Source organism: Nonomuraea montanisoli (assembly GCF_013363975.1).
GTDB classification, from domain to species: Bacteria; Actinomycetota; Actinomycetes; order Streptosporangiales; family Streptosporangiaceae; genus Nonomuraea; species Nonomuraea montanisoli.
Genome location: NZ_JABWGN010000007.1, coordinates 180,982 through 205,276, shown reverse-complemented (window position 1 = coordinate 205,276; position 24,295 = coordinate 180,982). Strand labels below are relative to the sequence as shown.

At 72.0% G+C, this 24,295-nt stretch carries 19 protein-coding genes; 11 read left to right on the top strand and 8 right to left on the bottom strand.

The features are described from left to right. Window positions 1-7: 7 nt before the first annotated feature. Both HTZ77_RS19255 and HTZ77_RS19250 read right to left on the bottom strand, forming a co-directional pair. Window positions 8-751 carry an MBL fold metallo-hydrolase gene (locus HTZ77_RS19255; RefSeq protein WP_328808653.1) on the bottom strand — a complete coding sequence of 248 codons (744 nt, stop codon included), beginning with the start codon at window positions 749-751 and terminating at the stop codon, window positions 8-10. A gap of 9 nt (window positions 752-760) precedes the next feature. After that, window positions 761-904, bottom strand: coding sequence for a hypothetical protein (locus HTZ77_RS19250; protein WP_175591002.1), 144 nt, complete (start codon window positions 902-904; stop codon window positions 761-763). 468 nt (window positions 905-1,372) lie between these two features. On the opposite strand from HTZ77_RS19250, the gene rho reads away from it, so the two are divergent. The 3 genes from rho to HTZ77_RS19235 all read left to right on the top strand — a co-directional run bounded on the left by rho (window position 1,373) and on the right by HTZ77_RS19235 (window position 5,589). Further along, the gene (gene rho, locus HTZ77_RS19245; RefSeq protein ID WP_175591001.1) at window positions 1,373-2,509 is read left to right on the top strand and encodes a transcription termination factor Rho; all 1,137 of its coding nucleotides are present in this window, start codon (window positions 1,373-1,375) and stop codon (window positions 2,507-2,509) included. Between the two features lie 134 nt (window positions 2,510-2,643). After that, on the top strand, window positions 2,644-3,684 hold the full coding sequence (locus HTZ77_RS19240; protein ID WP_235994872.1) for a putative RNA methyltransferase: 1,041 nt from the start codon (window positions 2,644-2,646) through the stop codon (window positions 3,682-3,684). Window positions 3,685-3,825: 141 nt separating this feature from the next. Beyond that, window positions 3,826-5,589, top strand: coding sequence for a S9 family peptidase (locus HTZ77_RS19235; protein ID WP_175591000.1), 1,764 nt, complete (start codon window positions 3,826-3,828; stop codon window positions 5,587-5,589). Between the two features lie 19 nt (window positions 5,590-5,608). Here the strand turns inward: HTZ77_RS19235 and HTZ77_RS19230 are convergent, their stop codons facing one another. Then, window positions 5,609-7,153, bottom strand: coding sequence for a PP2C family protein-serine/threonine phosphatase (locus HTZ77_RS19230; RefSeq protein WP_235994871.1), 1,545 nt, complete (start codon window positions 7,151-7,153; stop codon window positions 5,609-5,611). 119 nt (window positions 7,154-7,272) lie between these two features. Between HTZ77_RS19230 and HTZ77_RS19225 the strand changes: the two genes are divergently transcribed. From HTZ77_RS19225 to HTZ77_RS19215, 3 genes are all read left to right on the top strand, one after another. After that, window positions 7,273-11,433, top strand: a complete 4,161-nt coding sequence (locus tag HTZ77_RS19225) for a HAMP domain-containing protein (protein WP_175590999.1) — start codon at window positions 7,273-7,275, stop codon at window positions 11,431-11,433. 3 nt (window positions 11,434-11,436) lie between these two features. Beyond that, window positions 11,437-12,066, top strand: coding sequence for a response regulator (locus HTZ77_RS19220; protein WP_175590998.1), 630 nt, complete (start codon window positions 11,437-11,439; stop codon window positions 12,064-12,066). A gap of 138 nt (window positions 12,067-12,204) precedes the next feature. Further along, window positions 12,205-13,359, top strand: coding sequence for a VLRF1 family aeRF1-type release factor (locus HTZ77_RS19215; RefSeq protein WP_175590997.1), 1,155 nt, complete (start codon window positions 12,205-12,207; stop codon window positions 13,357-13,359). Between the two features lie 11 nt (window positions 13,360-13,370). On the opposite strand, the gene HTZ77_RS19210 is transcribed toward HTZ77_RS19215, so the two are convergent. Further along, on the bottom strand, window positions 13,371-14,678 hold the full coding sequence (locus tag HTZ77_RS19210) for an NYN domain-containing protein (protein WP_175590996.1): 1,308 nt from the start codon (window positions 14,676-14,678) through the stop codon (window positions 13,371-13,373). 187 nt (window positions 14,679-14,865) lie between these two features. Next, the gene (locus HTZ77_RS19205; protein WP_175590995.1) at window positions 14,866-18,117 is read right to left on the bottom strand and encodes an RNA polymerase sigma factor; all 3,252 of its coding nucleotides are present in this window, start codon (window positions 18,115-18,117) and stop codon (window positions 14,866-14,868) included. Between the two features lie 182 nt (window positions 18,118-18,299). Between HTZ77_RS19205 and pyrE the strand changes: the two genes are divergently transcribed. Further along, entirely contained in the window at window positions 18,300-18,833 is a 534-nt protein-coding gene (gene pyrE, locus HTZ77_RS19200; RefSeq protein WP_175590994.1) for an orotate phosphoribosyltransferase, read from the top strand. A gap of 55 nt (window positions 18,834-18,888) precedes the next feature. Here the strand turns inward: pyrE and HTZ77_RS19195 are convergent, their stop codons facing one another. Together HTZ77_RS19195 and HTZ77_RS19190 are read right to left on the bottom strand one after the other, a co-directional pair. Then, window positions 18,889-19,305 carry a hypothetical protein gene (locus tag HTZ77_RS19195; RefSeq protein WP_175590993.1) on the bottom strand — a complete coding sequence of 139 codons (417 nt, stop codon included), beginning with the start codon at window positions 19,303-19,305 and terminating at the stop codon, window positions 18,889-18,891. 36 nt (window positions 19,306-19,341) lie between these two features. Then, window positions 19,342-20,052 (bottom strand): DedA family protein, encoded by a 711-nt coding sequence (locus tag HTZ77_RS19190; protein ID WP_328808652.1) that lies wholly within the window; start codon window positions 20,050-20,052, stop codon window positions 19,342-19,344. A gap of 123 nt (window positions 20,053-20,175) precedes the next feature. Here HTZ77_RS19190 and fbaA point away from each other — a divergent pair, with 123 nt between their 5' ends. The 3 genes from fbaA (at window position 20,176) to HTZ77_RS19175 (ending at window position 23,028) form a co-directional block, all read left to right on the top strand. Continuing rightward, window positions 20,176-21,198: a class II fructose-bisphosphate aldolase gene (gene fbaA / locus HTZ77_RS19185; RefSeq protein WP_175590992.1), complete on the top strand. Its 1,023-nt coding sequence runs from the start codon at window positions 20,176-20,178 to the stop codon at window positions 21,196-21,198. Window positions 21,199-21,232: 34 nt separating this feature from the next. Further along, window positions 21,233-21,643, top strand: coding sequence for a DUF3151 domain-containing protein (locus tag HTZ77_RS19180; protein ID WP_205302865.1), 411 nt, complete (start codon window positions 21,233-21,235; stop codon window positions 21,641-21,643). Between the two features lie 101 nt (window positions 21,644-21,744). Next, on the top strand, window positions 21,745-23,028 hold the full coding sequence (locus HTZ77_RS19175) for an adenylosuccinate synthase (protein WP_175590990.1): 1,284 nt from the start codon (window positions 21,745-21,747) through the stop codon (window positions 23,026-23,028). Window positions 23,029-23,072: 44 nt separating this feature from the next. Here HTZ77_RS19175 and HTZ77_RS19170 read toward each other — a convergent pair whose 3' ends face one another. Further along, window positions 23,073-23,771 carry a GNAT family N-acetyltransferase gene (locus HTZ77_RS19170; RefSeq protein WP_175590989.1) on the bottom strand — a complete coding sequence of 233 codons (699 nt, stop codon included), beginning with the start codon at window positions 23,769-23,771 and terminating at the stop codon, window positions 23,073-23,075. A gap of 86 nt (window positions 23,772-23,857) precedes the next feature. Here HTZ77_RS19170 and HTZ77_RS19165 point away from each other — a divergent pair, with 86 nt between their 5' ends. Continuing rightward, window positions 23,858-24,280, top strand: a complete 423-nt coding sequence (locus HTZ77_RS19165) for a GNAT family N-acetyltransferase (protein ID WP_175590988.1) — start codon at window positions 23,858-23,860, stop codon at window positions 24,278-24,280. Window positions 24,281-24,295 lie beyond the last annotated feature (15 nt).

Genomic DNA, 24,295 nt, shown 5'->3' with positions numbered 1-24,295 from the left:
GGGCGGCTCAGAGCTGGATGAACGGGTCGGCGAAGTGGGCCGTGGCCAGCACGGCGCGGGCGGCGCGCAGCTCGTCGAGGACCCTGCCGCGCGTGGCCGCCGCCAGCTCCTGGTCGTCGTCGTAGACGTACGGCACGGCCGGGTCGGCGAGCTGCGCCGGGTGGAGCACCAGGTCGCCGGTCACGGCGACGTCGCCGACGCGGACGATCTGGTGGCCCGGCGTGTGGCCGGCGGTCAGGTGGACCCGCACGCCCGGCGCGACCTCCGCGTCCCCCTCCACCACGTGCAGGAGGTCCTTGAGCGGGGTGATCACCCGGTCGCGCATCTCGCCGCCGACGACGTCGAGGTCGGCCCGCTGGAGGACGTGGCGGGCGTTGACGAACAGCGGCGTGCCGTCGTCGCCGACCGCGCCACTGGCGTGGTCGCTGTGCAGGTGGGTGAGGATCACGGTGCCGACGTCGGCGGGTGAGACGCCCGCCGCGGCGAGCTCGCCGGTCAGCGACCCGGGCACCGGCGCCCAACTGGACGCCGGTGAGCCGGCGGCGCCGATGCCGGTGTCGACGAGCGTGAGCCGGCCGGCCGGGTCGCGGATCAGGAAGCAGTGGAAGTGGAGGACCCACGGCTCTTCCGGAAGGCCCGCTCCCGGGAACATCTCGGCCATGGGCCGGAGGATGGCCTCGCCCATGGGGCCGACCGCGTCACAGAGGGGCGTGACCTCGACGCCTGAGATGCTGAGGGGCTGGTGTGGCACACGCCCAGACTAGGCGGCGACGGGGGTGCGCGGCACGTACTCGTTGTCGAGGTCGGCGGCGTAGACGGTGCGGCAGCAGTGCGCGCAGCGGTACATGATCGGGCCTTCGTCGAGCTCCTGGTGGCACCGAGGGCAACGGGTGCTGGTCTTCATGGGATCCCCCTATGGAATGCTGCTTGCCTACAGGAAAACCTGGCGGGATTGCAGGAGCCCTGCATCACGCTTGACACGATGACGCGGCGCGGCCGGACGCTCCATGTCGTTGTGCGCGCCGCCTGTGTGTCCTTCGGCGGCCTCGCGAGAAGAACATTGTTACGGCCACACAGGGGCTCCCGCGTGCTACGACACGAGAACAGCCCGGGAATAGCCCATGCGGGCTAGGTGTTCCATGGCTCGGAACGTGTGATACGTTCCGAACGGCGTTGAGCTTCCGCTCCGCCGATTTTCTCCAGCGATCCTCCCGCTCGTACGGGCTCGGTTCGCTTCCATCACAGCCGGGCCATCCGTCCTCGGCGTACCGGTCCGCGGCATTCGTACTCAGCGAATCCCGCGCCCCAGCCCTGACGGTCGCCCCGCCGCCGGACCCCTGTCTTCGGCCTGCCCTCGAAAGGGACCCCAACCATGACTGTTCAGACCATTTCCCAGCAGGACACCACTTCTCAGCCCGCCGTCCCCCGGCAGCGTTCCGGCGCACCCGTACGGCGGGTCTCCGGCCTGCTCGACCTGCGGGAGCGCGGCGCCTTCATCCGCGCCGGGCACCTGGCCGGCCCCGACGACGTCCGCGTCCCGCCGGACCGGGCCAGGCAGCTCGGCCTGCGGCACGGCGACCACGTCGTCGCCGACGTCGCGGGCGGCAAGCTGGTGAGCGTCGAGTCGGTCAACGGCGCCGCCGAGTGGCGCGACCGGCCCGCCTTCGCCGACCTGACGCCCGTACACCCGGACGAGCGGCTGCGCATCGAGACCGAGTCGCTGAGCACGCGGCTCATCGACCTGTTCGCGCCGATCGGCAAGGGCCAGCGCGGGCTCGTCGTGGCCCCGCCGAAGGCCGGCAAGACCATGGTCCTGCAGGCCCTGGCCGCCGCCGTCGCCCGCAACCACCCGGAGGTCCACCTCATGGTGGTCCTCGTCGGCGAGCGGCCCGAGGAGGTCACCGAGATGCGCGCCTCCATCCGCGGCGAGGTCTTCGCCTCCACCTTCGACCACCCCGACCGCGACCACGCCGCCGTCGCGGAGCTGGCCGTCGAGCGCGCCAAGCGGCTCGTCGAGCAGGGCCGGGACGTGGTCCTGCTGCTCGACTCGCTGACGCGGCTCGGCCGCGCCTACAACAACCTGGCGCCGGGCGGCGGGCGCGTGCTCACGGGCGGCATCGACGCCTCCGCCCTGTACCCGCCCAAGCGCTTCTTCGGCGCCGCGCGCAACGTGCGGGAGGGCGGCTCCCTGACGATCCTCGCCACCGCGCTCGTGGACACGGGCTCACGCATGGACAACAGCCTGTACGAGGAGTTCAAGGGCACCGGCAACATGGAGCTCCACCTGGCCAGGGACCTGGCGGAGCGCCGCCTGTTCCCGGCGGTGGACCTGGAGGCGTCCGGCACGCGGCGCGAGGAGATCCTGCTGCCCGCCGGGGAGCGGGAGGTGGTGTGGCGGCTGCGCCGCATGCTCGCCGCGCTCGACCGGCACCAGGCGCTGGAGCTGCTGATCGGCCGGCTCCGCGAGTCGAAGAGCAACGCCGACTTCCTCCGGGCCGCGGCGGCGTGACCGCGACGCGACCGCGACGCGATGCGGCATGACTGCGGCGCGATGCGGCATGACTGCGGCGCGATGCGGCATGACTGCGGCGTGACCCCGCCACCGGCCGGCGGCCCCGGCCGGGTGCCCGGAAGAATGGGGGCATGCTCGCTGACATCATCGAATTTCTGGTCTGCCCTATTTGCCATGAAACGGTGACCATTGACCGAGGCGCCGTACGGTGCGGCAACGGGCACGCGTTCGACGTCGCCAAGCAGGGATACGTGAGCCTGCTCGTGGGGTCACGAGTGCCCGGGACGGCGGACAGCGCCGAGATGGTCGCCGCACGGGCGGATTTCTTGAGCAATGGGCATTTTGCGCCGCTTGTCGAAGCTGTCGTCGAAAGTGTCGCGGCGCGCATTACGCCCGACCGTAGGAGCGCAGGAACGGCGATTCGTGAGAAAAGCTTCGCTGTCCCGGAAGACGGAGCGGGCACGAAGGCGTACGGTGGTCCCGGAGTGGATCCCGGCCACCGGGCGGGGCCGGCCGGGCACGAGCCGGACGCCGCGCGGAGACCGGTGATCGTGGACGCCGGAGCTGGCACCGGTCACTACCTGGCCGATGTGCTCCAGGCGGTGGACGGAGGCATCGGGGTGGCGTTCGATGTGTCCAAGCACGCCGTTCGACGGGCGGCGCGCGCGCATCCGAGGCTGGGCGCGTTCGTGGCCGACGTGTGGCGACCGCTGCCCATCAGGAGCGGGGTGGCCGACGTGGTGATGGACGTCTTCGCGCCCAGGAACTCCGCCGAGTTCCGGCGCGTCCTGCGGCCCGGAGGCGCGGTGGTCGTCGTCACGCCCGCGCCCGCGCACCTCAGCCCCCTCGTCGAGGATCTGGGGCTGCTGTCCGTCGACGAGGACAAGGAGCGGCGGCTGGCCCGCGGCATGGAGGGGTTCACCGAGGTGGAGCGGCGCTCCATCACGTTCGACATGGAGCTGGACCGCGACGGGATCACCGAGGTGGTGCGGATGGGTCCGAGCGCCTGGCACACCGATCCCGCCGAACTCGCCGGCCGAATCGCCGGGTATATCGCCCGCGACACCGCGACGCCATCAGGAGCCCCAACAAAGCCGCGAAAAGTGAAAACCCAGGCCGCCTTTCACCTGTCTATCTTCGAGACCGTGTCGCAGGCAAGGATCATTCCTTGACGGGCAAGTGGGACTGGTGTTACTGATGAGGCATTTAGCCCGAAATTCCCCCACATTCCGCGAGTATTTCCGCGATACAGGCGCAATACTGGACGGCAACCCGTGGCCGGAGGCGGGCGGCAAAGGGAGGGGGCGCGCCGGATGAAGGCCGAGGAACGCTGGCAGGCCAGGTTCCGAGCGTCGCGCATGACGCTGCCGATCTGGGCGCGCCAGGCACCGAACCGGTCCATCTACCGCTCCAACGCCACCGGCACCTGGGAGGTCTACGCCTGGGACCGCGCCACCGGCGCCACCCGGCAGGTCACCGAGCGCCCCAAGGGCACCGCGCACGCCACCCTCGACCCCACCGGCCAGTGGATCTACTGGTTCGCCGACACCGAGGGCGACGAGTTCGGCGTCTGGTGGCGCCAGCCGTTCGGCGGCGGCCCCAGCGAGTTAGCCGCGCCCGACCTGCCGCCCGGCCAGCCGGGCGGGATCGCGCTGTCGGCCACCGGCCTGGCCGCGATCAGCCTGGCCAGCGAGGGCTCCTTCCGCATCCACCTCGTACGGCCCGGCGAGCCCTCCCGCCTGCTCTACGAGCACCCCGAGGCCGCCTGGGTGGCGGACATGTCCCTCGACGGGCAACTCATCGCCATCAACCACGGCGAGTACGGCGACTTCCGGCACCCGGCGCTCCGGGTGGTGCGCCAGTCCGGCCAGACCGTCCGCGAGCTGTACGACGGGCTCGGCAAGGGCGTCATCGGCCTGCGCTTCGCCCCCGTGCCCGGCGACCGCCGGCTGCTCGCCCTGCACGAGCGCCGCGAACGGCAGGAGCCCCTGGTCTGGGACCCGGTCACCGGCGAGCAGCGCGAGATCTGGCTGCGCGACTCGGGCGACCTGACGGCCGAGTGGTACCACGACGGCCGCGGCCTGCTCATCCTGCGCGACAACCGGGCCCGCACCCACCTGCACCGCTACGACCTCGGAGGCGGCGGCCTCACGCTGATCGAGACGCCGCACGGCGTGATCGAGGAGGCCGCGCCGCGGCCCGCCGGGCACGTCGAGTACTCCTGGTCCAGCGCCTCGCGCCCGCCGGTCATCAAGTCGAGCAACGGCCAGGTCGTGATCAACGCCGGCGGCCCGCCCGCGCCGCCCAGCGTGCCCGTGGAGGACCTCGACGTCCCCGGCCCCGGCGGCCGGATCCACGCGCTGGTCTCGCGGCCCGAGCACGGCGGCGGACCGTTCCCGACGGTCTTCATGCTGCACGGCGGCCCCACCTCGCACGACCACGACGCCTTCTCCCCCGAGGTCGCGGCCTGGGTGGACGCCGGGTTCGCCGTGGTGCGGGTCAACTACCGGGGCTCCACCGGCTACGGCTCCGCCTGGCGCGACGCGCTGCGCGGCGACGTGGGCCACATCGAGCTGCAGGACGTGGCGGCCGTCCGCCGGACGGTCGTGGAGCGCGGCATCGCCGACCCCGAGCGGGTCATGCTGACCGGCACCGCGTGGGGCGGCTACCTCACCCTGCTCGGCCTCGGCACCCAGCCCGACCTGTGGGCCGCCGGCATCGCGAAGGTGCCGATCGCCTGCCACCAGACCTCGTACGAGGACGAGGCCGAGAGCCTGCGCGCCTACCACCGGGCGCTGCTCGGCGGCTCGCCCGACGAGCAGCCGGAGCGCTACGCCGCCAGCTCCCCCATCACGTACGTGGACCGGGTCCAGGCGCCGGTGCTCATCCTGGCCGGGGAGAACGACACGCGTTGCCCGCTGCGCCAGATCGAGAAGTACGTGGGCAGGCTGGCCGCGCACGGGCACCCGTACGAGGTGTACACCTACGACGCTATCCGCGGCTCGCTGGTCGTGGCCGAGCGGATCGCGCAGATGAGCCTGCAACTGGAGTTCGCGCGCAAGCACCTGCGCCACTGAGGACGCCCCGGGCGGGAGGTCAGCGGGCGCGCAGGACCACGATCGCGAGGTCGTCGGCGCTCGGCTCGCTGGCGAAGTCGGCGACGCCCCGGCGGATGCGCTCCGCCACCGCCCGCGCCGACAGCCCGGCGCACTCGGCCAGCAGCTTCGCCAGGCCGCCGTCGTCGTCGAGCAGCCGGTCGCCCGAGCGGCGCTCGGTCACGCCGTCGGTGACCGCGAGCAGCACGTCGCCGTGGTCGAGGTGCACGGTGTCGGCCTCGAACACCACCTCGGGGAAGACGCCCAGCAGCGACTGCGGCGTGGTCACCGCCTCCACCTCGCCGTTCGCCTTGAGCCGCAGCGCCTCGGGGTGGCCGGCCGAGACCATCCGGATCTCCAGGCCCGTCGCCACCGGCGTGATGTCGCCGTGCACCAGGGTCAGGAACCTCGCCCGCTCGCCCTCCTCCAGGATCGCCTGGTTGAGCCGGCCCAGCACCGCGGCCACGCCGTACCCCTCGCGGGCGAGCAGCCGCAACGTGTGGCGGGCCAGGCCCGTCACGGCCGCCGCCTCCGGGCCGGTGCCGCACACGTCGCCGATCGCGAAGCGCCACGAGTCGTCGCCGGCCTTGAACAGGTCGTAGAAGTCGCCGCCGACCTCGTTGACCTCGCCGGCCGCCTCGTAGATGACGCCGTAGTCGAGGCCGGGCACCTCGGGCTCGTTCGGCGGCAGCAGGCTGCGCTGCAGCGCCCGGTTGGCGGCGGCCTGCTGCGCGTACAGGCGGGCGTTGTCCATGGCGAGGGCGGCGCGCCTGCCGATGTCCTCGGCGAGCTGGATGACCTCGTCGGGGAACCGGTCGGAGCGGCCGAGGAACATCACGCCGAGGCCGCGCCCGCGCGCGGTCAGCGGGACCGTGAGCACCTGCGAGTCGGCCACGTGCATGATGGTCGGCTGCTCCTCGACCGCCTCCGCGTCGATGTCCTCCAGCTCCTGGCGCAGCCCGTCGATGCGGGCCTCGTCGGCGTGCCAGACGTAGACCAGGCGCATCGGACCGTCGGCGTTGTCGGAGGTGTAGACGGCGCACCAGCTCGACAGCCTCGGCACCACGACCTGGGCGATGATGGCCGGCACCATGTCGGGGTTGAGCGTGCCCGCGAGCAGGTCGCTGGCGTCGGCCAGGAACCCCAGCCAGTGCGGGCCGCGCGAGCTCTCAGCCGGCCGATCGGGTACGACTGTTTCCATGGAGCCGGGTAGCGTGAGTCGTGCCCAGTGGACGTGCCCGTCGCGAGAGAAGGTGATCCCCCATTCCGCCACCGTCACAGAGGGAGCCTTCGGATCGCCCTGGGGGGCGTTGCGCTGCTTCAGCTCCACCTGGACGGCGTCGCCGTGGTGCTTCCACACCACCTCGAACGGCTCGTCCACGACCTGCTCCGCCAGATCACCCGTGACCTGCTCCGCGGTGTGCAGCAACAGCCCGCCGACGGCCCAGGCGGTCATCACCTCACGCGTGAACCGCATCGCGGCCGGCACAGCGGTCTCTCCGGGCGCGAACGTGGCGGCCAGCACGGCCTGAGGAGAAGCAGTCATCCCAACGTGCCTACCACACTTCCCACTGACTTGGGGTAAATCCAAGGACAGGACTACGAGCTACACAACGTGACAGACTTGAACCACTCAAGCGGCACCCCGCGCGTCAAGGAGGGCCTATGACTGCGGTCAGGACCGCACCCGTATCCGAGGAGAAGGTCTACAGCGAGGCCGATCTCGTCCCCATCCTGGAGACGCTCTTCTCCTGGCGCGACGGCGACTTCCGGCGCCGGGTGCCCCACGCCAAGCCGGGCATCCTGAGCGAGGTGCGGCTGCTCCTCAACGAGGTCGCCGACCGCCGCGAGCATCTGGCCAACGAGCTCAACCGGGTACGCAAGGAGGTCGTCAAGGAGGGCCGGTTCGGCGAGCGGCTGACGCCCGGCCCCGGCGTCGGCGCCTGGTCCGAGGGCGTCGAGTCGGTCAACATGCTGATCGACGCCCTGGTGAGCCCGGTGAGCGGCGCGGCCGACGTGATCGACGCCGTGGCCAAGGGAGACCTGTCGCGGCGCATCGACCTCGACCGGTCGGCCCGCGGCGAGGTGCGCCGCCTGGGCAAGGCGATCAACGGCATGGTGGACCAGCTCGCCCTGTTCAACTCCGAGGTGACCAGGGTGGCGCGCGAGGCGGGCACGGAGGGCCGGCTGGGCGGCAGCGCCAACCTGCGCGGCATGTCCGGGAGCTGGCGCGACCTGACCGAGGCCGTGAACACGATGTCGTCGCGGGTGGCCGCGCAGGTGCGCGACATCGCCGTGGTGACCACCGCCGTGGCCAAGGGCGACCTGAGCCGCAAGGTCACGGTCGACGCCGTGGGCGAGATGTTCGAGCTGAAGAACACCGTCAACACCATGGTCGACCAGCTCTCCGGGTTCGCCGAGGAGGTCACCCGGGTGGCCCGCGAGGTGGGCACCGAGGGGCAGCTCGGCGGCCAGGCGCAGGTGACCGGCGTGTCGGGCGTCTGGAAGGACCTCACCGACAACGTCAACTTCATGGCCAACAACCTGACCAGCCAGGTGCGCAGCATCGCCACCGTGGCGACCGCGGTGGCCCAGGGCAACCTGTCGAAGAAGATCACCGTCGACGCGCAGGGCGAGATCCTCCAGCTCAAGGACACCCTCAACACCATGGTCGACCAGCTCTCGTCGTTCGCCGACGAGGTCACCCGCGTGGCCCGCGAGGTGGGCACCGAGGGCAAGCTGGGCGGCCGGGCCGAGGTCAAGGGCGTCTCCGGCGTCTGGAAGGACCTCACCGACAACGTCAACTCGATGGCCGCCAACCTGACGTACCAGGTGCGCAACATCGCCCAGGTGACCACCGCCGTCGCCAACGGCGACCTCACCCGCAAGATCGACGTGGACGCCCAGGGCGAGATCCTGGAGCTCAAGTCCACGATGAACACGATGGTGGACCAGCTCTCGTCGTTCGCCTCCGAGGTGACCCGCGTGGCCCGCGAGGTGGGCACCGAGGGGCAGCTCGGCGGCCAGGCGCAGGTGCGCGGCGTGTCGGGGGTCTGGAAGGACCTCACCGACAACGTCAACTCGATGGCCAACAACCTGACCTCGCAGGTGCGCCAGATCGCGGCCGTGTCGTCGGCCGTGGCCCAGGGCAACCTGTCCAAGAAGATCACCGTCGACGCGCAGGGCGAGATCCTCCAGCTCAAGGACACCCTCAACACCATGGTCGACCAGCTCTCGTCGTTCGCCGACGAGGTGACCCGGGTGGCCCGCGAGGTGGGCACGCAGGGGCAGCTCGGCGGCCAGGCGCGGGTGCAGGGCGTGTCGGGCGTCTGGAAGGACCTCACCGACAACGTCAACTTCATGGCCAACAACCTGACGTACCAGGTGCGCAACATCGCCGAGGTGACCACCGCAGTCGCCAACGGCGACCTCACCCGCAAGATCGACGTGGACGCCCAGGGCGAGATCCTCGCCCTGAAGACCACCATCAACCGCATGGTCGACCAGCTCTCCTCGTTCGCCTCCGAGGTGACCCGCGTGGCCCGCGAGGTGGGCTCGGAGGGCCAGCTCGGCGGCCAGGCCCGGGTCGAGGGCGTCGAGGGCACCTGGAAGCGCCTCACCGAGAGCGTCAACGAGCTGGCCGGCAACCTCACCACGCAGGTGCGCGCCATCGCGACCGTGACCAGCGCCGTGGCCCGGGGCGACCTGACCCGCTCGATCGCCGTCGAGGCCCAGGGCGAGCTGGCCGAGCTCAAGGACAACATCAACTCCATGGTGGCCAACCTGCGCGAGACCACGCAGGCCAACCAGGAGCAGGACTGGCTGAAGTCCAACCTGGCCCGCATCTCGCGGCTCATGCAGGGCCACCGCGACCTGTTCGAGGTGGCCAAGCTGACGATGAGCGAGCTGACGCCGCTCGTCTCGGCCCGCTACGGCGCCTTCTACAGCGTCGATCCGGAGGGCGACCACGAGCTGCTGCTCATCGGCGGCTACGGCGTGCGTCCCGACCGCGGCCCGCGCCAGCGCTTCGCGGTCGGCGAGGGCATCGTCGGCCAGGCCGCGGCCGAGGGCCGGCACATCGTGCTCGACGACGTGCCGCCCGGCTACATCACCATCGACAGCGGGCTCAGCTCCTCGACGCCGGCGCAGATCGTGGTGCTGCCGATCCTGTTCGAGAACCGCGTGCTGGGCGTGCTGGAGCTGGCCTCGTTCACGCCGTTCGGCGAGGTGCACCTCGACTTCCTGACGCAGCTCGTCGAGACCATCGGCGTCACGATGAACACGATCATCGCCAACTCCCGCACCGAGGACCTGCTGACCGAGTCGCAGCGGCTCACCCGCGAGCTCCAGGAGCGCTCCGACGAGCTCCAGCGGCAGCAGGAGGAGCTGCGCCGCTCCAACGCCGAGCTGGAGGACAAGGCGGCGCTGCTGGCCAAGCAGAACCGCGCGATCGAGATCCAGAACTTCCAGATCGAGCAGGCCCGCCGCACGCTGGAGGAGCGGGCCGAGCAGCTCGCCGTGTCCTCCCGCTACAAGTCCGAGTTCCTCGCGAACATGTCGCACGAGCTGCGCACGCCGCTCAACAGCCTGCTGGTGCTGGCCAAGCTGCTGACCGAGAACGCCGAGGGCAACCTGACGCCGCAGCAGGTCGAGTTCGCCCGCACGATCCACGGTGCCGGCTCGGCGCTGCTCCAGCTCATCAACGACATGCTCGACCTGTCCAAGGTCGAGGCGGGCCGCATGGACATCCACCCGATCCAGGTGTCGCTGCCGAAGATGGTCGACCTGCTGGAGGCGGCGTTCGCGCCGCTGGCCGCCGACAAGGGGCTGTCGTTCAGCGTGGACGTGGCCGCCGACGTGCCGCAGGAGCTGCGGGCCGACGAGCAGCGCCTCCAGCAGGTGCTGCGCAACCTGCTGTCCAACGCGGTGAAGTTCACCCCGCGGGGCGAGGTCAAGCTGCGGGTCGCGCCCGCGCCGCCCGGAGTCGCCTACGACGACGAGACCCTGCACGAGGCGCACGACCTGCTCGCGTTCCAGGTGATCGACACCGGCATCGGCATCGCGCCGGACAAGCGGGAGCTGATCTTCGAGGCGTTCCGGCAGGCCGACGGCACGACCAGCCGCAAGTACGGCGGCACGGGGCTCGGCCTGGCCATCTGCCGCGACATCGCCCGGCTGCTGGGCGGCGAGATCCACGTGGACAGCGAGCTGGGCAAGGGCAGCACGTTCACGCTGTACCTGCCGGCCTCCTACAGCGGGCCGCTGGCCGCCGCCGAAGGCGAGGCCGGCCGCCGCCAGCTCATGACCACCCCGGTCGAGGAGCCGGCCGCCCCGGAGCCGCCGATGCCGATGGACCTGCCGGAGCTGGTCGAGACGCCGACGGAGGCGCCGCAGTGGCAGGGCGACGACCCGCTCAACGGCGCCAAGATCCTCATCGTGGACGACGACATCCGCAACGTGTTCGCGCTCACCAGCGTGCTGGAGCGGCACGGCTCGACGGTCGTCTACGCCGAGAACGGCCGGGAGGGCATCGAGCAGCTCGAACGCAACGAGGACGTCGCGCTGGTGCTGATGGACATCATGATGCCCGAGATGGACGGATGGGCCACGACGTCGGCCATCCGCCGCATGCCGCAGTTCGCCGATCTGCCGATCATCGCGTTGACCGCTAAGGTCATGCGGGGCGATCGTGAGAAGAGCATCGCCTCGGGCGCGTCCGACTACGTGCCCAAGCCGGTCGACGTGGACCGTCTGCTCGAACGACTGCGCGGTTGGCTCAGCCGTGGGCGGGTGTCGACCACCACGGACCCAGCCGAAGGGGCGTGATCCATGACGGATCGAGCCAAGATCCTCCTGGTCGACGACCGCGAGGAGAACCTGATCGCCCTTGAGGCCATCCTCAGCTCGCTCGACCTGGTGCCGGTGCGCGCCCGGTCGGGCGAGGAGGCGCTCAAGGCCCTGCTCAACACCGAGTTCGCGCTCATCCTGCTCGACGTGCGCATGCCGGGCATGGACGGCTTCGAGACGGCCGCGCACATCAAGCGGCGCGAGCGCACGCGCAACATCCCGATCATCTTCCTGACCGTGGTCGACAGTGCCCCCGACTACGCCTTCCGCGGCTACGCGGCGGGGGCCGTCGACTACCTCACCAAGCCGTTCGACCCGTGGGTGCTGCGGGCCAAGGTGTCGGTGTTCATCGAGCTGTACAACATGAACAAGCGGCTGGCCGAGCAGGGGGCGTTGCTGCGCGAGCGGGTGGCGGGCGAGCTGCCGCCGGGCTTCAGCGAGCCGGCGTCGGTGCTGCCGGAGCTGTCGCGGCGGCTGACCGCGGTGGAGGAGGAGCTGGCCCGGGTCCGGGAGCTGGCCCGCAAGTCGCCGGACCCGGCGCTGACGATCCCGCTGGGCGACCTGACGGAGCGGGTGACCTCCCTGCGGGCCGGCTTCGACGCGCTGTCGTGACGCGCCGAGAAATAGCCAAATTGCAGCCTTTGGAGTAAAACCGGGGACAATATCCTACAACGTCCCATAACGTCTTGATTTATCCGCTTTTCGGTTCTCTACAGTCGGAAGGATCCGATGCAGAGGAGAACCGATCTGATGCATGATGATGGCTTCCTCCGCGAGCTCGTCGCCATGAAGGACGAGATGGGCGTCGTGTCGCTGTACGTCACCGCGGGACCGCGGGTGGACCCGGGCATCCGGCCCGCCTGGGAGATCCGGCTCCGCGACGAGCTCGCCGCCATACGCGCCCAGGTGTCCGCCTGGCCCGAACGGATCCGGCGCTTCACCGTGCTGGAGCACCTGGACGCCCTCGAACCCGAGATCGACAGGCTCGTCGACCCTTCCGAGCCCGGGATCGGGCGGGCGCTGTTCGCCCCGGTCTGCTCGGAGGAGATCCAGCGGACGTCCCTGCAGATCCCCTTCGGCACGTACGCGGTGCTGGAGTCCACCGCGTACGTGCGCCCCATGCTCACCGCGATGGCCACCAGCGCCCCCGCCGGCGTGGCCGTCGTCCGCCGGGACGGCGTCCGGCTCATCGACTACCGGTACGGCAAGGCCGAGGAGGTCCACCGGTCCGCGTACGACCTGGACTCCGACGACTGGCGCGAGATGCGCGGACCCGCGCGGGCCGGGACGGACCAGCGCTCGTCGGTCCACCGCGACCTGTTCCGGCGGCGTGCCGAGGAGAACCTGGTGCGCCACCTGTACGCGATCGCCCCCGAGATCACCGGCCGGGTCGACGCCCTGGGCTGGGAGGACGTGCTGCTGGTCGGCGACCCGCGGCTCACCTCGGCGCTGGCCGGCGCGCTGCGCCCCCTCGACCCGGTGCGGGTGGACAAGGTCGTGCCGGACGGCCCGGCCGCCGACGTGGTGAACCGGATCGTCGAGGAGCTGGTCACGGTGCGGGTCCGCCGGGACGCCGAGCTGGTCCAGCGGGCCGTGGACACGACCCTGTCCGGTGGGCGCGCCGTGCTCGGAGCGGCCCAGACGCTCGCGGTGCTCAACGAGGGACGGGTGGGCCGCCTGCTCGTCGACGAGAACGGGCACTGGCACGGCGGCCGGGGGCCGGACGGGTTCCTCTACCCGGCCGACCAGGTGCCGCAGGGCGTGGTCACCACGGACGAGCCGGACCTCGGGGAGCGCATGATCGAGCGGGCGCTGGAGAGCCGGGCCGAGGTGACGATCGTCCACGCCCACGCGGCGGGCGCCCTGGCGCCGTACGGCGGGGTGGGCGCGCTGCTGCGCTGGTGAGGCCCCTTCCTTCAGTGACGGGCGCGTTCGAGGGCGTCCCAGAAGCCGCGGCGCAGGGCGTGGCGGACCTCGTCGTGCAGCAGGAAGTCGATCGGCAGTGACGAGCCCTGCAGCAGCCTGGCCTCCAGGTCCGACGGCATGCGCGGCTTGCGCGCCAGCACGGCCTCCAGCCACAGCGCGGGCGCGTCACGCGCGACCGACTCGCCGAAGTCGTGGCCTTCGCGGTGCGCGGCCTTCACGGCGTCGGCCAGGGTGGTGGCCTGCGAGGTCGAGGGAGGAGTCGGCGGCGTGGACTGCGGGCCGGTGAAGGCGCCGAACGCCTGGTAGGAGCCGTTCGACGGCTGCGCGGGCTGCGACGGCTGCTGGTAGGCGCCGTTGGCCGGTTGCTGGTAGGAGCCGTTCGACGGCTGCTGGTAGGAGCCGTTGGACGGCTGCGCGGCGAACTGCCCGGTGGACGGCGACTGCGGCGACGCCGGCTGCTGCTGCGGGATGGGCCCGGTCGCCGGGGCCTGGCTCGCCGGCTCCTGGTGGTAGTAGGTCGGCGACGGCGACGGCGTCGAGGACTGGCCGCGACCGGACGACGGCTGCGCCTCGGGCGTGGCGGGCAGCGCCGGGGACGAGGTCGTCGGCGGCGCGGCGTGGCTGCCGCTCGGCTTGGGCGCGGGCAGCGGCGTGGGCAGGGACGAGGACGGCGGCGGCGCGGGCGGCAGCGAGTGGGTCGCGGCGTGCGCGGCGGCGTGGCCGTTGGAGAGCGGGTGGTGGCCGTTGGAGACCTCGCTGATGCCGGTCACCAGGTTGACGAACGGCCGCAGGTGGACGTTGCCCAGCTCGATGAGGTCGTCGCCCTCCTGGCGCAGGGCGCGCGAGACGGCCCAGGCGCCCTCGGTGGCGATGTGCACCACGGTCACCCGGATGCCGAGGTCCTGCGCGTCGCAGACAACCTGAGCGAGGTCCTCGTCGCCGCTGACGACCACCGCGTCGCAGATGGCGTTGTTGCGGGCGAGCGTCATGAGGTCGCGGTGGACCTGGGCGTCCACGCCCTCGCGCCGGCCCGGCCGGATGCGCGACAGGCGCAGCTTGAGGCCCGGGATGTCGGCGAGGACGTCGTGCTCCGGGGTGCGGCGGCCCTCGACCGTCGCCTCGTACCAGTAGCAGCGCAGCAGCGGCAGCCCGGTGCGCTCCCGCGCGAGGTTGCTCATGAGCTGGAGCAGACCCGGGTAGTCCCACGCGACCGCCTCGCGATGACGGGTCCCATGCACGGCCATCGCGCCGTCGGCCAGCAGGTAGCCGGCGTCCACGAACAGCGCGCAGCGATCCACTGTGACACCGCCCCTTTCCTGATGGTCCGACCTCACTGGCTCTGCACCGTCAGAGCCGGACTGGCGGCCCTTTCTCAGGGTAGTGAAAGCGGGTGATCGTCCGAGGGTTAATCCCGACGATTCGCCACCGGCCCGGGCATACGCCAGATGATTCATGAAGACCGTACCAGTTTGTCCGGGTTTATGGTTACTGACGCGTACGGGCGCTGACAGCGGCAATTCCAAACAAAATCGCATCTTTCTCGCTGGTAATGGTGAGGGCGGGATCGTCCCCGAGGTCCGTCTCGAACGTGTCCACGTCCACGCCGAACGTCATGCCCGCGGCCCCGCCGGAGGAGCCGTCGAACGGGTTGGCGGGGTCGCGGTCGCCGCCCGCCGGAACCAGGGGGCCGCCACCGGCCGACACCGCGTCGCCGTCCAGTTCGGCGTCCCCCTCCCACGTCACCAGCCGCACCCGCGCCGGCGTCCGTCGCGACGCCGTCCCGCCGGGGGTCACGCCCGTCCGTCCGGGCGTCGTCCCGCCCGGAGTCACGCCCGTCCGTCCGGGCGTCGTCCCGCCGGGAGTCGCGTCCGGAGTCGCGCCGGACGTCCGGCCGGGCGCGAGGCCGTCGAGCGGGAGTCGCAGCGGGGCGCTCCCGTCGCCGGTCGCGACGGCCCCGTCGAGGACGACCGTCCTGGTGTACGGCCGGCCGGGGTCGGTCGCGATGACCACGAGGCTCCATCCGGCGTGCCGGGACACCCCCGGCAGCATGGGCGCGTCGGCCGCCCACCACTCCCCCTCCCTCCTGGAGGCGGCCACCAGGCCGGTGACGTCGGCGAACGCCTGGTAGGCCGGGCCCGACGGCAGCGTGGCGTCCTCCACCTCGTCCGGCCGCACCGGCTCGTACCTCCGGTGGCCCGGCGGCCTGAGCCTGATCGGCCCCGGGACGCTCCCGCCGGCCGACCAGTAGAGCCCCGCCCACACGATCCGGCCGCCGCGCGGCATCCGCAGGCGCGCGGCGCTGGAGGCGGCCGTGGAGCCGGTCCGGTCGGCGTCGAGCGGGACCATCGACCACAGGTCGTTGTCGCGCCTGGCGCCCTCGCGCCGCCTGGCCGCGGCGCAGCCGCTCTGACCGCCGGGGCAGGTCAGCAGGGAGTTGCCGATCGCCATGACCGAGACCTTGCCCTCCGTGGCGAACCTCGCGGGCGCCCCCGACGGCCGCACCCCCGTCGCGGCCCGGGCCGCCGTCCGCACCCGCCCGGCCCTGATCCGCACGGCCGGAGCAGCACCGTCCGCGGCGGCGGCGGCCACCTGGACGCGCAGGAGCAGCACCGTGCTGCCACCGGCCTCCAGGGGCCCTCGGACGCACCGCGCGCCCTCCGGCACCGCCCGGCACGTCCACCTGGCGACCGCGCCGCCTGACGGGCGGGGATCGGCGGATCCGCCACCGGACGACCTCGGCGAACCGGCGCCGTGCCGGTGGCGGCGCGAGGACGCGCCCCCGTCCGCCGCCTCCGCTCCGCCTGACGCCCCCGCTCCGCGAGGCGCGACGCCGGGGCTCGGTGGGGTGCCGTGGCGTGGTGCGGTTCCGTCGCTCGGTGCGGTGCCGAGGCTCGGTGCGGTGCCGTCGCTCGGTGCGGTGCCGAGGCTCGGAGGGGTGCCGAGGCTCGGTGGGGTGCCGAGGTCGAGCAAGTCGCCCAGATCATCGGGGGCGGCTTCCCGTCCGGGCACGCCACCGTGCTCCCCCGCCCCGTCACGCCCCGAAGAGTCGCCACGTCGCGAGGGGTCGTCGCGGCCCGAGGGGTCGTCCTCGGGTGGGACGGCGTCGCGGGGCGGAGTGCGCCGTGGCGGGGTCGCCGGGCCCAGCACGGCGCCATGGCCGCGGCTGCCCGGGGGCATCATCGTGATCCCCGGAGGCAGGTCCACCATCGCCTTCACACCCGCGCTCGGCCCCCTGCCGTAGTTGCGCAGCCGTATCGCCACGATGCCGGACCGGCCCCGCACCAGCGCCCCGAGCGGGTCGATCGTGGCACGCAGGCGGGCCGCGTCCCCGCCGGTCATGTCCCCTGGGCCGGGCGGTGAGATCGGGTCCGGCTCCACCACGGTCAGCGGCGACCGCTCGGACCCGAGCGGGTGCGCCATGGGCGAGGTGGCGATCCGTTCGACCGTCCGGCTCCCGGAGGCGACGGCGAACGTCGTGGCCGCGGCGACGGCCACCGCCGCGCCACCCGCCATGGCCACCCGCGGGCTCGCCGCCACGCGCTGAAGCCAGCCGACCAGGCGCGGGCTCCGGCGCGCCCCACAGGCGCCGGCCTCCCCCTCACCGCCTTCGGCCTCAGCGTCTCCCGCGTCGCGACCGCCACCGTCGGCCCCACCGCCTCCGCCGCCACCCCTCTCGGCCCCACCAGCCCCGGCGCCGCCGCTGTCGGCCCCATCACCGCCGACGCCGCCCCTCTCGGCCCCATCACCGCCGACGCCGCCCCTCTCGGCCCCATCACCGCCGACGCCGCCCCTCTCGGCGGCGCCGCCCCTCTCGGCGGCGCCGCCCCGCGCATCCTCCCCGCCCGCCCGGTCCGCCACGGATTCCCAGAAGGCGAGGTCCTCCTCCTCCGCTTCCGCCGCCTCGTCCGTGTCCGCGTCCTCGTCGTCCCTCCCCCAGAACGCGGCACCCTCGTCCGCGTGCCGGGGTGTCACCGTGACCCGCAGCAGCGCCGACGCCGGCGCCCCCGCCGGGGCGCGCGACGGGTCCGCCGCGTACTCGGGGAAGGCCGGGCCGACCAGCAGGGGCCCGACCACCACCCGGAGCCCCGCGCCGATGTCCGTGAGCTCGGTCAGCACCGCGTGGCAGCGGGCGCAGCCGCGCGCGTGCGTCGTCACCGTCCTGGAGTCGCGCCGCGACAGCCCGCCCCGCACCTGCGCCGCCATCCGGCCCAGCACCGGCACGCACGCGGGGTCGGGCGAGGCGGACAGGTACAGCCGCACGTACGCCTGCCTCAGCCCCTCGCGGGCCTGGTAGGCCAGCGGTGACACCTCGCCCCGCGACAGCCCCAGCAGCGGCGCCACCTCGGCGGGACCGGCGCGTTCGACCTCGACGTGCCACAGCACCGCCCGCCACCGCTCGGGCAGCGACAGGAACGCCCGGGCGAGCATCGACCTCTCCAGCCCCGCGAGCGCCGGGTCGACGAACGGCACGGCGGGGTCGAACGGGTCGTCCGGCGTCACCCGGCGGCTCTCGACCCGCGCCCGGTCGTGGACGGTGCGCCGCACCACGGTCAGCAGGTAGGTGCGGAAGGCGTCCTCCGGCCCGGCCCCCCGGCCGACCAGGTCGAGGACCCTGGTGAACGCCTCGGCCACCACGTCCTCCACCTCCGCCTCCCCGCGTACGAGGTGGCGGGCCAGCGCGCGGGCGGCGGGCACGTGACGGTCCTGGAGCAGGCGGTAGGCGGCGGCATTGCCCACTTTGACGGCTTCGAGGAGTTCGGCATCGCTCTGTGGTGATGCAATACACATGGTCACCTCGCGATTACGATTCGTTGCCTCGCCGAGTCATTCCGCAGCCGTGGGCATGGTCAAACCCCCGAGGCGCCTTTACCTGCGGACCGGAGGGAACGCGCCCCGATCAGGCCCCTAAGCTTGGGCGCATGACGGATCGCGACGACCTGCTGGCCGAGATCGAGAACAAGGCCGTGGTCCACGGCAAGGTGGTGCTCTCCTCCGGGCAGGAGGCCGACTTCTACCTGGACCTGCGCCGCATCACGCTCGACGCCGTGGCGGCGCCGCTCGTGGGCAGGGTGATGCTGGACCTCACCGAGGATCTCGCGTACGACGCCGTGGGCGGGCTCACGCTGGGCGCCGACCCGGTGGCCGCGGCGATGCTGCACGCGGCGGCGGCGCGGGGGCGCAGGCTGGACGCGTTCGTGGTGCGCAAGACGCAGAAGGCGCACGGCCTCCAGCGGCGCGTGGAAGGCCCCGAGGTGAAGGGCCGGCGCGTGCTCGTGCTCGAGGACACCTCGACGACCGGCGCGTCGCCGCTGACGGCCGTGGAGGCCCTGCGCGAGGCGGGCGCCGAGGTGGTGGCCGTGGCCACGATCGTCGACCGCGGCGCGGCCGCGCGCATGGCCGAGGAGGGGCTGGAGTACCGCAGCGCGTACACGCTCTCCGACCTGGGACTCTGAGCGACCCGGCCGGCGACTCCGAGCGACCCTGCCCGGGGTCCGAGCCCGGGTCGGGTCAGGGCGCCTTGACCGTGAACGCCTCGCGCTCGCCCGCCTTGCCCTGGGCCCGCGGCTTGCCGTTCTCGGTGACCCGGACCGTGGCCGCGTCCGTGAGCACCACGTCGAGCTCCGGCTGGAAGTAGCGGACCTCCTCGCCCCTGGTCATGTCGCGATACTGCAGCACGTCGCCGCCCGGCACCCGTACCGTGACGAGAGGGCAGGTGTCGGCCACGCATTCGAGGCGCACGGTCGGCACCTGAGCGCCGGCCGTCGGCTCGGCGGTGGCGCGCTGCGGCTCGGCCCGCTCAGGGGTGTCGAGCGACAGGAACAGCGCGCGCCCGCCGATGACGAGAAGGGTCGCGACCCCGGCGACCGCGAGAACGGCGATCGCGAGGCGGGCGAGGCCCATCGGATCTGACCTGTGGCGTCCCACACACCGGAGAGTACATCTGCGAGAGGCCGGTCCTGGTTACGGGCCGTCGGTGCTCGTGGGGATGCGGTGGTGCTTGCCCGTGGGCACCGGCGCGGCCTTGGCCTGGCGGCGCCGCTTGATCACCTCGAAGATGATCGGGATCAGGGAGATCAGCACGATGATGAAGACGCCCGGCAGGATGTACTTGTCGATCTGCTTGGGATCGACCTTGTTGCCGAGGAAGTGGCCGAGCAGCAGCAGGCCCTCGACCCAGACCACTCCGCCGATCACGTTCCAGACGAAGAACCGCTTGGCGGGCATCTCCAGGACGCCGGCGACCGGGTTCATGAAGGTGCGGACGATGGGCACGAACCGGGCCAGCACCACGGCCTTGGCCGGGCCGAACTTCTCGAAGAACTCCTCGGCCCGTGCGACGTGCTCGCGCTTGAACAGCCGCGAGTCGGGCTTGTCGAACATCCTCCGCCCGAACCTCGCCCCGAGGAAGTGCCCGAGCTGGGCGCCCGCGATCGCGCACAGCGGAGTGCCGATCAGCAGCATCGGGAAGGACAGCGGCTCGATCCCCATGCCGACGGCCACGGACGCGGAGCTGAAGATCCCGGCCGCGACCAGCAGCGAGTCACCCGGCAGGAAGAAGCCGAGCAGCAGACCCGTCTCGGCGAAGATGATGGCCAGAACGCCGATCGTCGCGAAGGCGCCAAGGATGGTGAGCCACCACGTCGGGTCGAGAAGATTCAAGAGCGAGTCCACAGGCTGAGCCTACCCTCAGCACAGGCGCTCGACGGGTGACGCGCGAGGCGTTGTCACTACCACGCGGGGTAGCGGACAGTAATACTGGGCAACGCCGAGCCTTACTTCTCAGGGAGATGAATCATGCCGATAGCCACTCCAGAGATCTACGCGGAGATGCTGGACCGGGCCAAGGCTGGCGGCTTCGCCTACCCGGCCATCAACGTGACCTCCTCGCAGACGCTGAACGCCGCGCTGCGCGGTTTCGCCGAGGCCGAGAGCGACGGCATCGTCCAGGTCTCCACGGGTGGCGCCGAGTTCCTGTCGGGCGCCACGGTGAAGGACATGGTGACGGGCGCGACGGCACTGGCCGAGTACGCCCGGGTGGTGGCCGAGAAGTACCCGGTGACCGTGGCCTTGCACACCGACCACTGCCCGAAGGACAAGCTGGACGGCTTCATGCGGCCGCTCATCGACATCTCCCTCGAACGTGTCTCGCGTGGCCTCGACCCGCTCTTCCAGTCGCACATGTGGGACGGCTCGGCCGTGCCGCTGGAGGAGAACCTGGAGATCGCGCAGGAGCTCCTGGACAAGTGCGCGCGGGCCAGGATCATCATGGAGATGGAGATCGGCGTCGTCGGCGGCGAGGAGGACGGCGTCGTCGGCGAGATCAACGAGAAGCTGTACACGACGCCCGGCGACGCGCTGGCCACGGCCGAGGCGGTCGGGCTCGGCGAGCGGGGCCGCTACCTGCTGGCCGCCACGTTCGGCAACGTGCACGGCGTCTACAAGCCGGGCCACGTCAAGCTGCGGCCGGGCGTGCTGAAGGAGCTCCAGGAGGCGGTGGGCGGCAAGTACGGCAAGGAGAAGCCGTTCGACCTGGTCTTCCACGGCGGCTCCGGCTCCTCGCTGGAGGAGATCCACGAGGCCATCTCGTACGGCGTGGTGAAGATGAACATCGACACCGACACGCAGTACGCCTTCACCCGGCCGATCGCCGACCACATGTTCCGCAACTACGACGGCGTGCTCAAGGTCGACGGCGACGTCGGCAACAAGAAGGCCTACGACCCGCGCTCGTACGGCAAGGCCGCCGAGGCCGGCATGTCCGCCCGCGTGGTCGAGGCGTGCGAACACCTCAAGAGCGCTGGGACGAAGATCTCCTAGCCACGTCAGGGGCCCGGCGGGTATGACTTGTCCTATGGACAACCTTCTCGCCGGGCCGCCCCCGACCTACCTGCCGGACCTGCCCGAGGCCAGGGAGGCGCTGGAATCCGGGGCCAAGCCCTCCGACGTGGCCGCCAGGTTCCCCGCCCACCCGGCGGCCTGGGCCGCCCTCGCGGAGGAGTACTTCGCGCAGGGGCACGCCGTGACCTCCTACGCCTTCGCCCGCACCGGCTACCACCGCGGGCTCGACCAGCTGCGCCGCAACGGCTGGAAGGGTCACGGGCCGATCCCGTGGGAGCACGAGCCCAACCGCGGCTTCCTGCGCTGCCTCTACTCGCTGGCCAGGGCCGCCCAGGCCATCGGCGAGAAGGACGAGGCCGAGCGGTGCGTGCAGTTCCTCAAGGACAGCGACGAGGCCGCCTACGACGCGCTGTCGGCCGGATAGCCCCCTTGGGACAGACAGGCACAGTCGGGTAGTCTCTGCACGCAAGAGCCCCTGTCGCGCTTGCGCCAGGGGTTTCGTTTTGTGCTCGGGAGACTAGAACCATGCCGGCTGTCGTTCTCGTGGGCGCCCAATGGGGCGATGAGGGCAAGGGCAAGGCCACCGACCTGCTCGGAGGCGACGTCGACTACGTCGTCCGGTACCAGGGTGGCAACAACGCGGGCCACACCGTGGTCATCGGCGACCAGAAGTACGCTCTGCACCTGCTGCCCACGGGGATTCTGTCGCCCGACGTGGTGCCGGTGATCGGCAACGGCGTGGTCATCGACCCGCGCGTGCTGCTGGACGAGATCGACGGGCTGGCGGCCCGCGACATCTCGGCCGAGCGTCTGCTGATCTCCGCCAACGCTCACTTGATCATGCCCCACCACCGGGCCCTGGACAAGGTCACCGAGCGCTTCCTCGGCAAGGCGCGGATCGGCACGACCGGGCGCGGCATCGGCCCCGCGTACGGCGACAAGATCTACCGCATGGGTGTGCGCGTGCAGGACCTGCTCGACCCGGGCATCCTGGCCAAGAAGATCGAGTCGGCCCTGATCGAGAAGAACCAGGTGCTCACCAAGGTCTACAACCGGCGCGGCATCGAGCCGGAGCGGGTCCTGGAGGAGTACCTCGGCTACGCCGAGCGGCTCAAGCCGCACATCGCCGACACCTCGCTGGTGCTGTCGAAGGCGCTGGACGACGGCAAGCTCGTGCTGCTGGAGGGCGGCCAGGGCACACTGCTCGACATCGACCACGGCACGTACCCGTTCGTCACCTCGTCCTCGCCCACCTCGGGCGGCGCGTGCGCCGGCTCCGGCATCCCGCCGACCCGGCTGACGAAGGTCATCGGCATCCTCAAGGCGTACACGACCCGCGTCGGCTCCGGCCCGTTCCCGACGGAGCTGACCGACGAGATGGGCGACTGGCTGCGCACGACCGGCGGCGAGTACGGCGTCACCACCGGTCGCAACCGCCGCTGCGGCTGGTTCGACGCGGTCATCGCCCGGTACGCCACGCGCATCAACGGCGTGACCGACTTCTTCCTCACCAAGCTGGACGTCCTGTCGGGGCTGGAGCGGATCCCGGTCTGCGTGGCGTACGAGGTGGACGGCGTGCGGCACGAGGAGATCCCGATGACGCAGACCGACTTCCACCACGCCAAGCCGATCTACGAGGAGCTTCCCGGCTGGCAGGAGGACATCACGGGGGCCAAGACCTTCGAGGACCTGCCGGTCAACGCCCAGGCGTACGTCCGGGCGCTGGAGGAGATGAGCGGCGCCCCGATCAGCGCGGTCGGCGTGGGCCCGGCGCGTGACGCCACCCTGGTCCTGCGTCCCCTGACCTGAGGTCCTGACGACCCGCCCGGCAGGGCTCCCTGCCGGGCGGAGCCCTATCCGGCGGCGAGAACCGCGGCGGTCATGGGCGTGTGGACGGCCCAGCCCAGGGTCTCGTAGAGCGAGCGGCCGGCGGGGGTGGCGACGAGCACCGCGTCGGCGGCGCCGCCCGCCGCGGCGGTCGCAGTCAGGGCTCGCATGACGACGGTGCCGAGGCCGCGCCGCCGGTGGTTCGGCGCCGTCTCGACCTTGTCCACGACCGCGGTGGCGCCGGCGACGGCGAGCTGCCCGCGCGCGGCCATCTCGCCGGCGGTGGTGAGCAGGCGGGCGACGGTGACGCCGGCGCGCGTGGTGACGGCCAGCGTGTAGCCGGAGGGCGCGGTCACGCCGGTCCGCGCGGCGGCCGTGATGCCGGTCAGGCCCCTCGTCCGCGGCGGCGCGGGGTCGAGGGAGGTGGTCATCATGTACTCCTGCTCCTGCACGTCCCAGGACGGCGGCAGCCAGGGCGCGACCTCCTCCCGCGGCGCGCAGAGCTTCAGCCAGGTGCCGGGAACGCTCGGCAGGGCGGCGAGATGGCGCAGGGTGGCCGGTGTGGGCGCCGGGACGACGTGGCGCACCATATGGCCGGGCAGGCCGACGTCCACGCGCAGGCCCCACGGCTCGCGCACCGGTGTGGGGGCGTCGCGGGAGACCACCCAGCCGTAGACCCATGCCCGGACCGTCTCCGGCCGGACCGTTTTGAGAGCCCCCGTCATGACGGTCAGCTTATTGCACGAAGATTGCCGCTATCCAGGCAAAAAGGGCATGCGACGCCTCACATCGGACCCCTACCCTCGACCCCATGGACATCCGCCGGGTCACCGCGTTCGAGGCCGTCGAGGCGGCCGGCCGCCTCTTCGACGCCACGCCGCGCCGGGAGGCCACCACCAGGTTCCTGGCGGACGAGGGGCACCACCTCCTCATCGCGTACGTGGACGGGACGCCCGCCGGGATGGTCACCGGCGTGGAGATGACGCATCCGGACAAGGGCACGGAGATGTTCCTGTACGAGCTGGGCGTGGACGAGGGCTTCCGCGGGCAGGGCATCGCGCGGGCGCTGGTGCTGGCCCTCGCCCGGCTGGCCCGGGAGCGCGGCCTGTACGGGCTGTGGACGGCGACGGGCAGGGACAACGCGCCGGCGCAGGCCACGTACGCGGGCGCGGGCGGCGATCCGGAGACGGACCAGGTGATCTACAGCTGGACCTTCGACGGCCCGTCCCACTGATCCGCCCGGGTTCAT

Bases quoted from the DNA above. Each gene is read 5' to 3' on its own strand.
- HTZ77_RS19215 (WP_175590997.1), top strand. From the start codon at position 12,205: ATGCATGATGATGGCTTCCTCCGCGAGCTCGTCGCCATGAAGGACGAG.
- HTZ77_RS19240 (WP_235994872.1), top strand. From the start codon at position 2,644: ATGCTCGCTGACATCATCGAATTTCTGGTCTGCCCTATTTGCCATGAA.
- HTZ77_RS19225 (WP_175590999.1), top strand. From the start codon at position 7,273: ATGACTGCGGTCAGGACCGCACCCGTATCCGAGGAGAAGGTCTACAGC.
- HTZ77_RS19235 (WP_175591000.1), top strand. From the start codon at position 3,826: ATGAAGGCCGAGGAACGCTGGCAGGCCAGGTTCCGAGCGTCGCGCATG.
- HTZ77_RS19165 (WP_175590988.1), top strand. From the start codon at position 23,858: ATGGACATCCGCCGGGTCACCGCGTTCGAGGCCGTCGAGGCGGCCGGC.
- pyrE (WP_175590994.1), top strand. From the start codon at position 18,300: ATGACGGATCGCGACGACCTGCTGGCCGAGATCGAGAACAAGGCCGTG.
- rho (WP_175591001.1), top strand. From the start codon at position 1,373: ATGACTGTTCAGACCATTTCCCAGCAGGACACCACTTCTCAGCCCGCC.
- fbaA (WP_175590992.1), top strand. From the start codon at position 20,176: ATGCCGATAGCCACTCCAGAGATCTACGCGGAGATGCTGGACCGGGCC.
- HTZ77_RS19250 (WP_175591002.1), bottom strand. From the start codon at position 904: ATGAAGACCAGCACCCGTTGCCCTCGGTGCCACCAGGAGCTCGACGAA.
- HTZ77_RS19230 (WP_235994871.1), bottom strand. From the start codon at position 7,153: ATGACTGCTTCTCCTCAGGCCGTGCTGGCCGCCACGTTCGCGCCCGGA.
- HTZ77_RS19180 (WP_205302865.1), top strand. From the start codon at position 21,233: ATGGACAACCTTCTCGCCGGGCCGCCCCCGACCTACCTGCCGGACCTG.
- HTZ77_RS19175 (WP_175590990.1), top strand. From the start codon at position 21,745: ATGCCGGCTGTCGTTCTCGTGGGCGCCCAATGGGGCGATGAGGGCAAG.
- HTZ77_RS19220 (WP_175590998.1), top strand. From the start codon at position 11,437: ATGACGGATCGAGCCAAGATCCTCCTGGTCGACGACCGCGAGGAGAAC.
- HTZ77_RS19170 (WP_175590989.1), bottom strand. From the start codon at position 23,771: ATGACGGGGGCTCTCAAAACGGTCCGGCCGGAGACGGTCCGGGCATGG.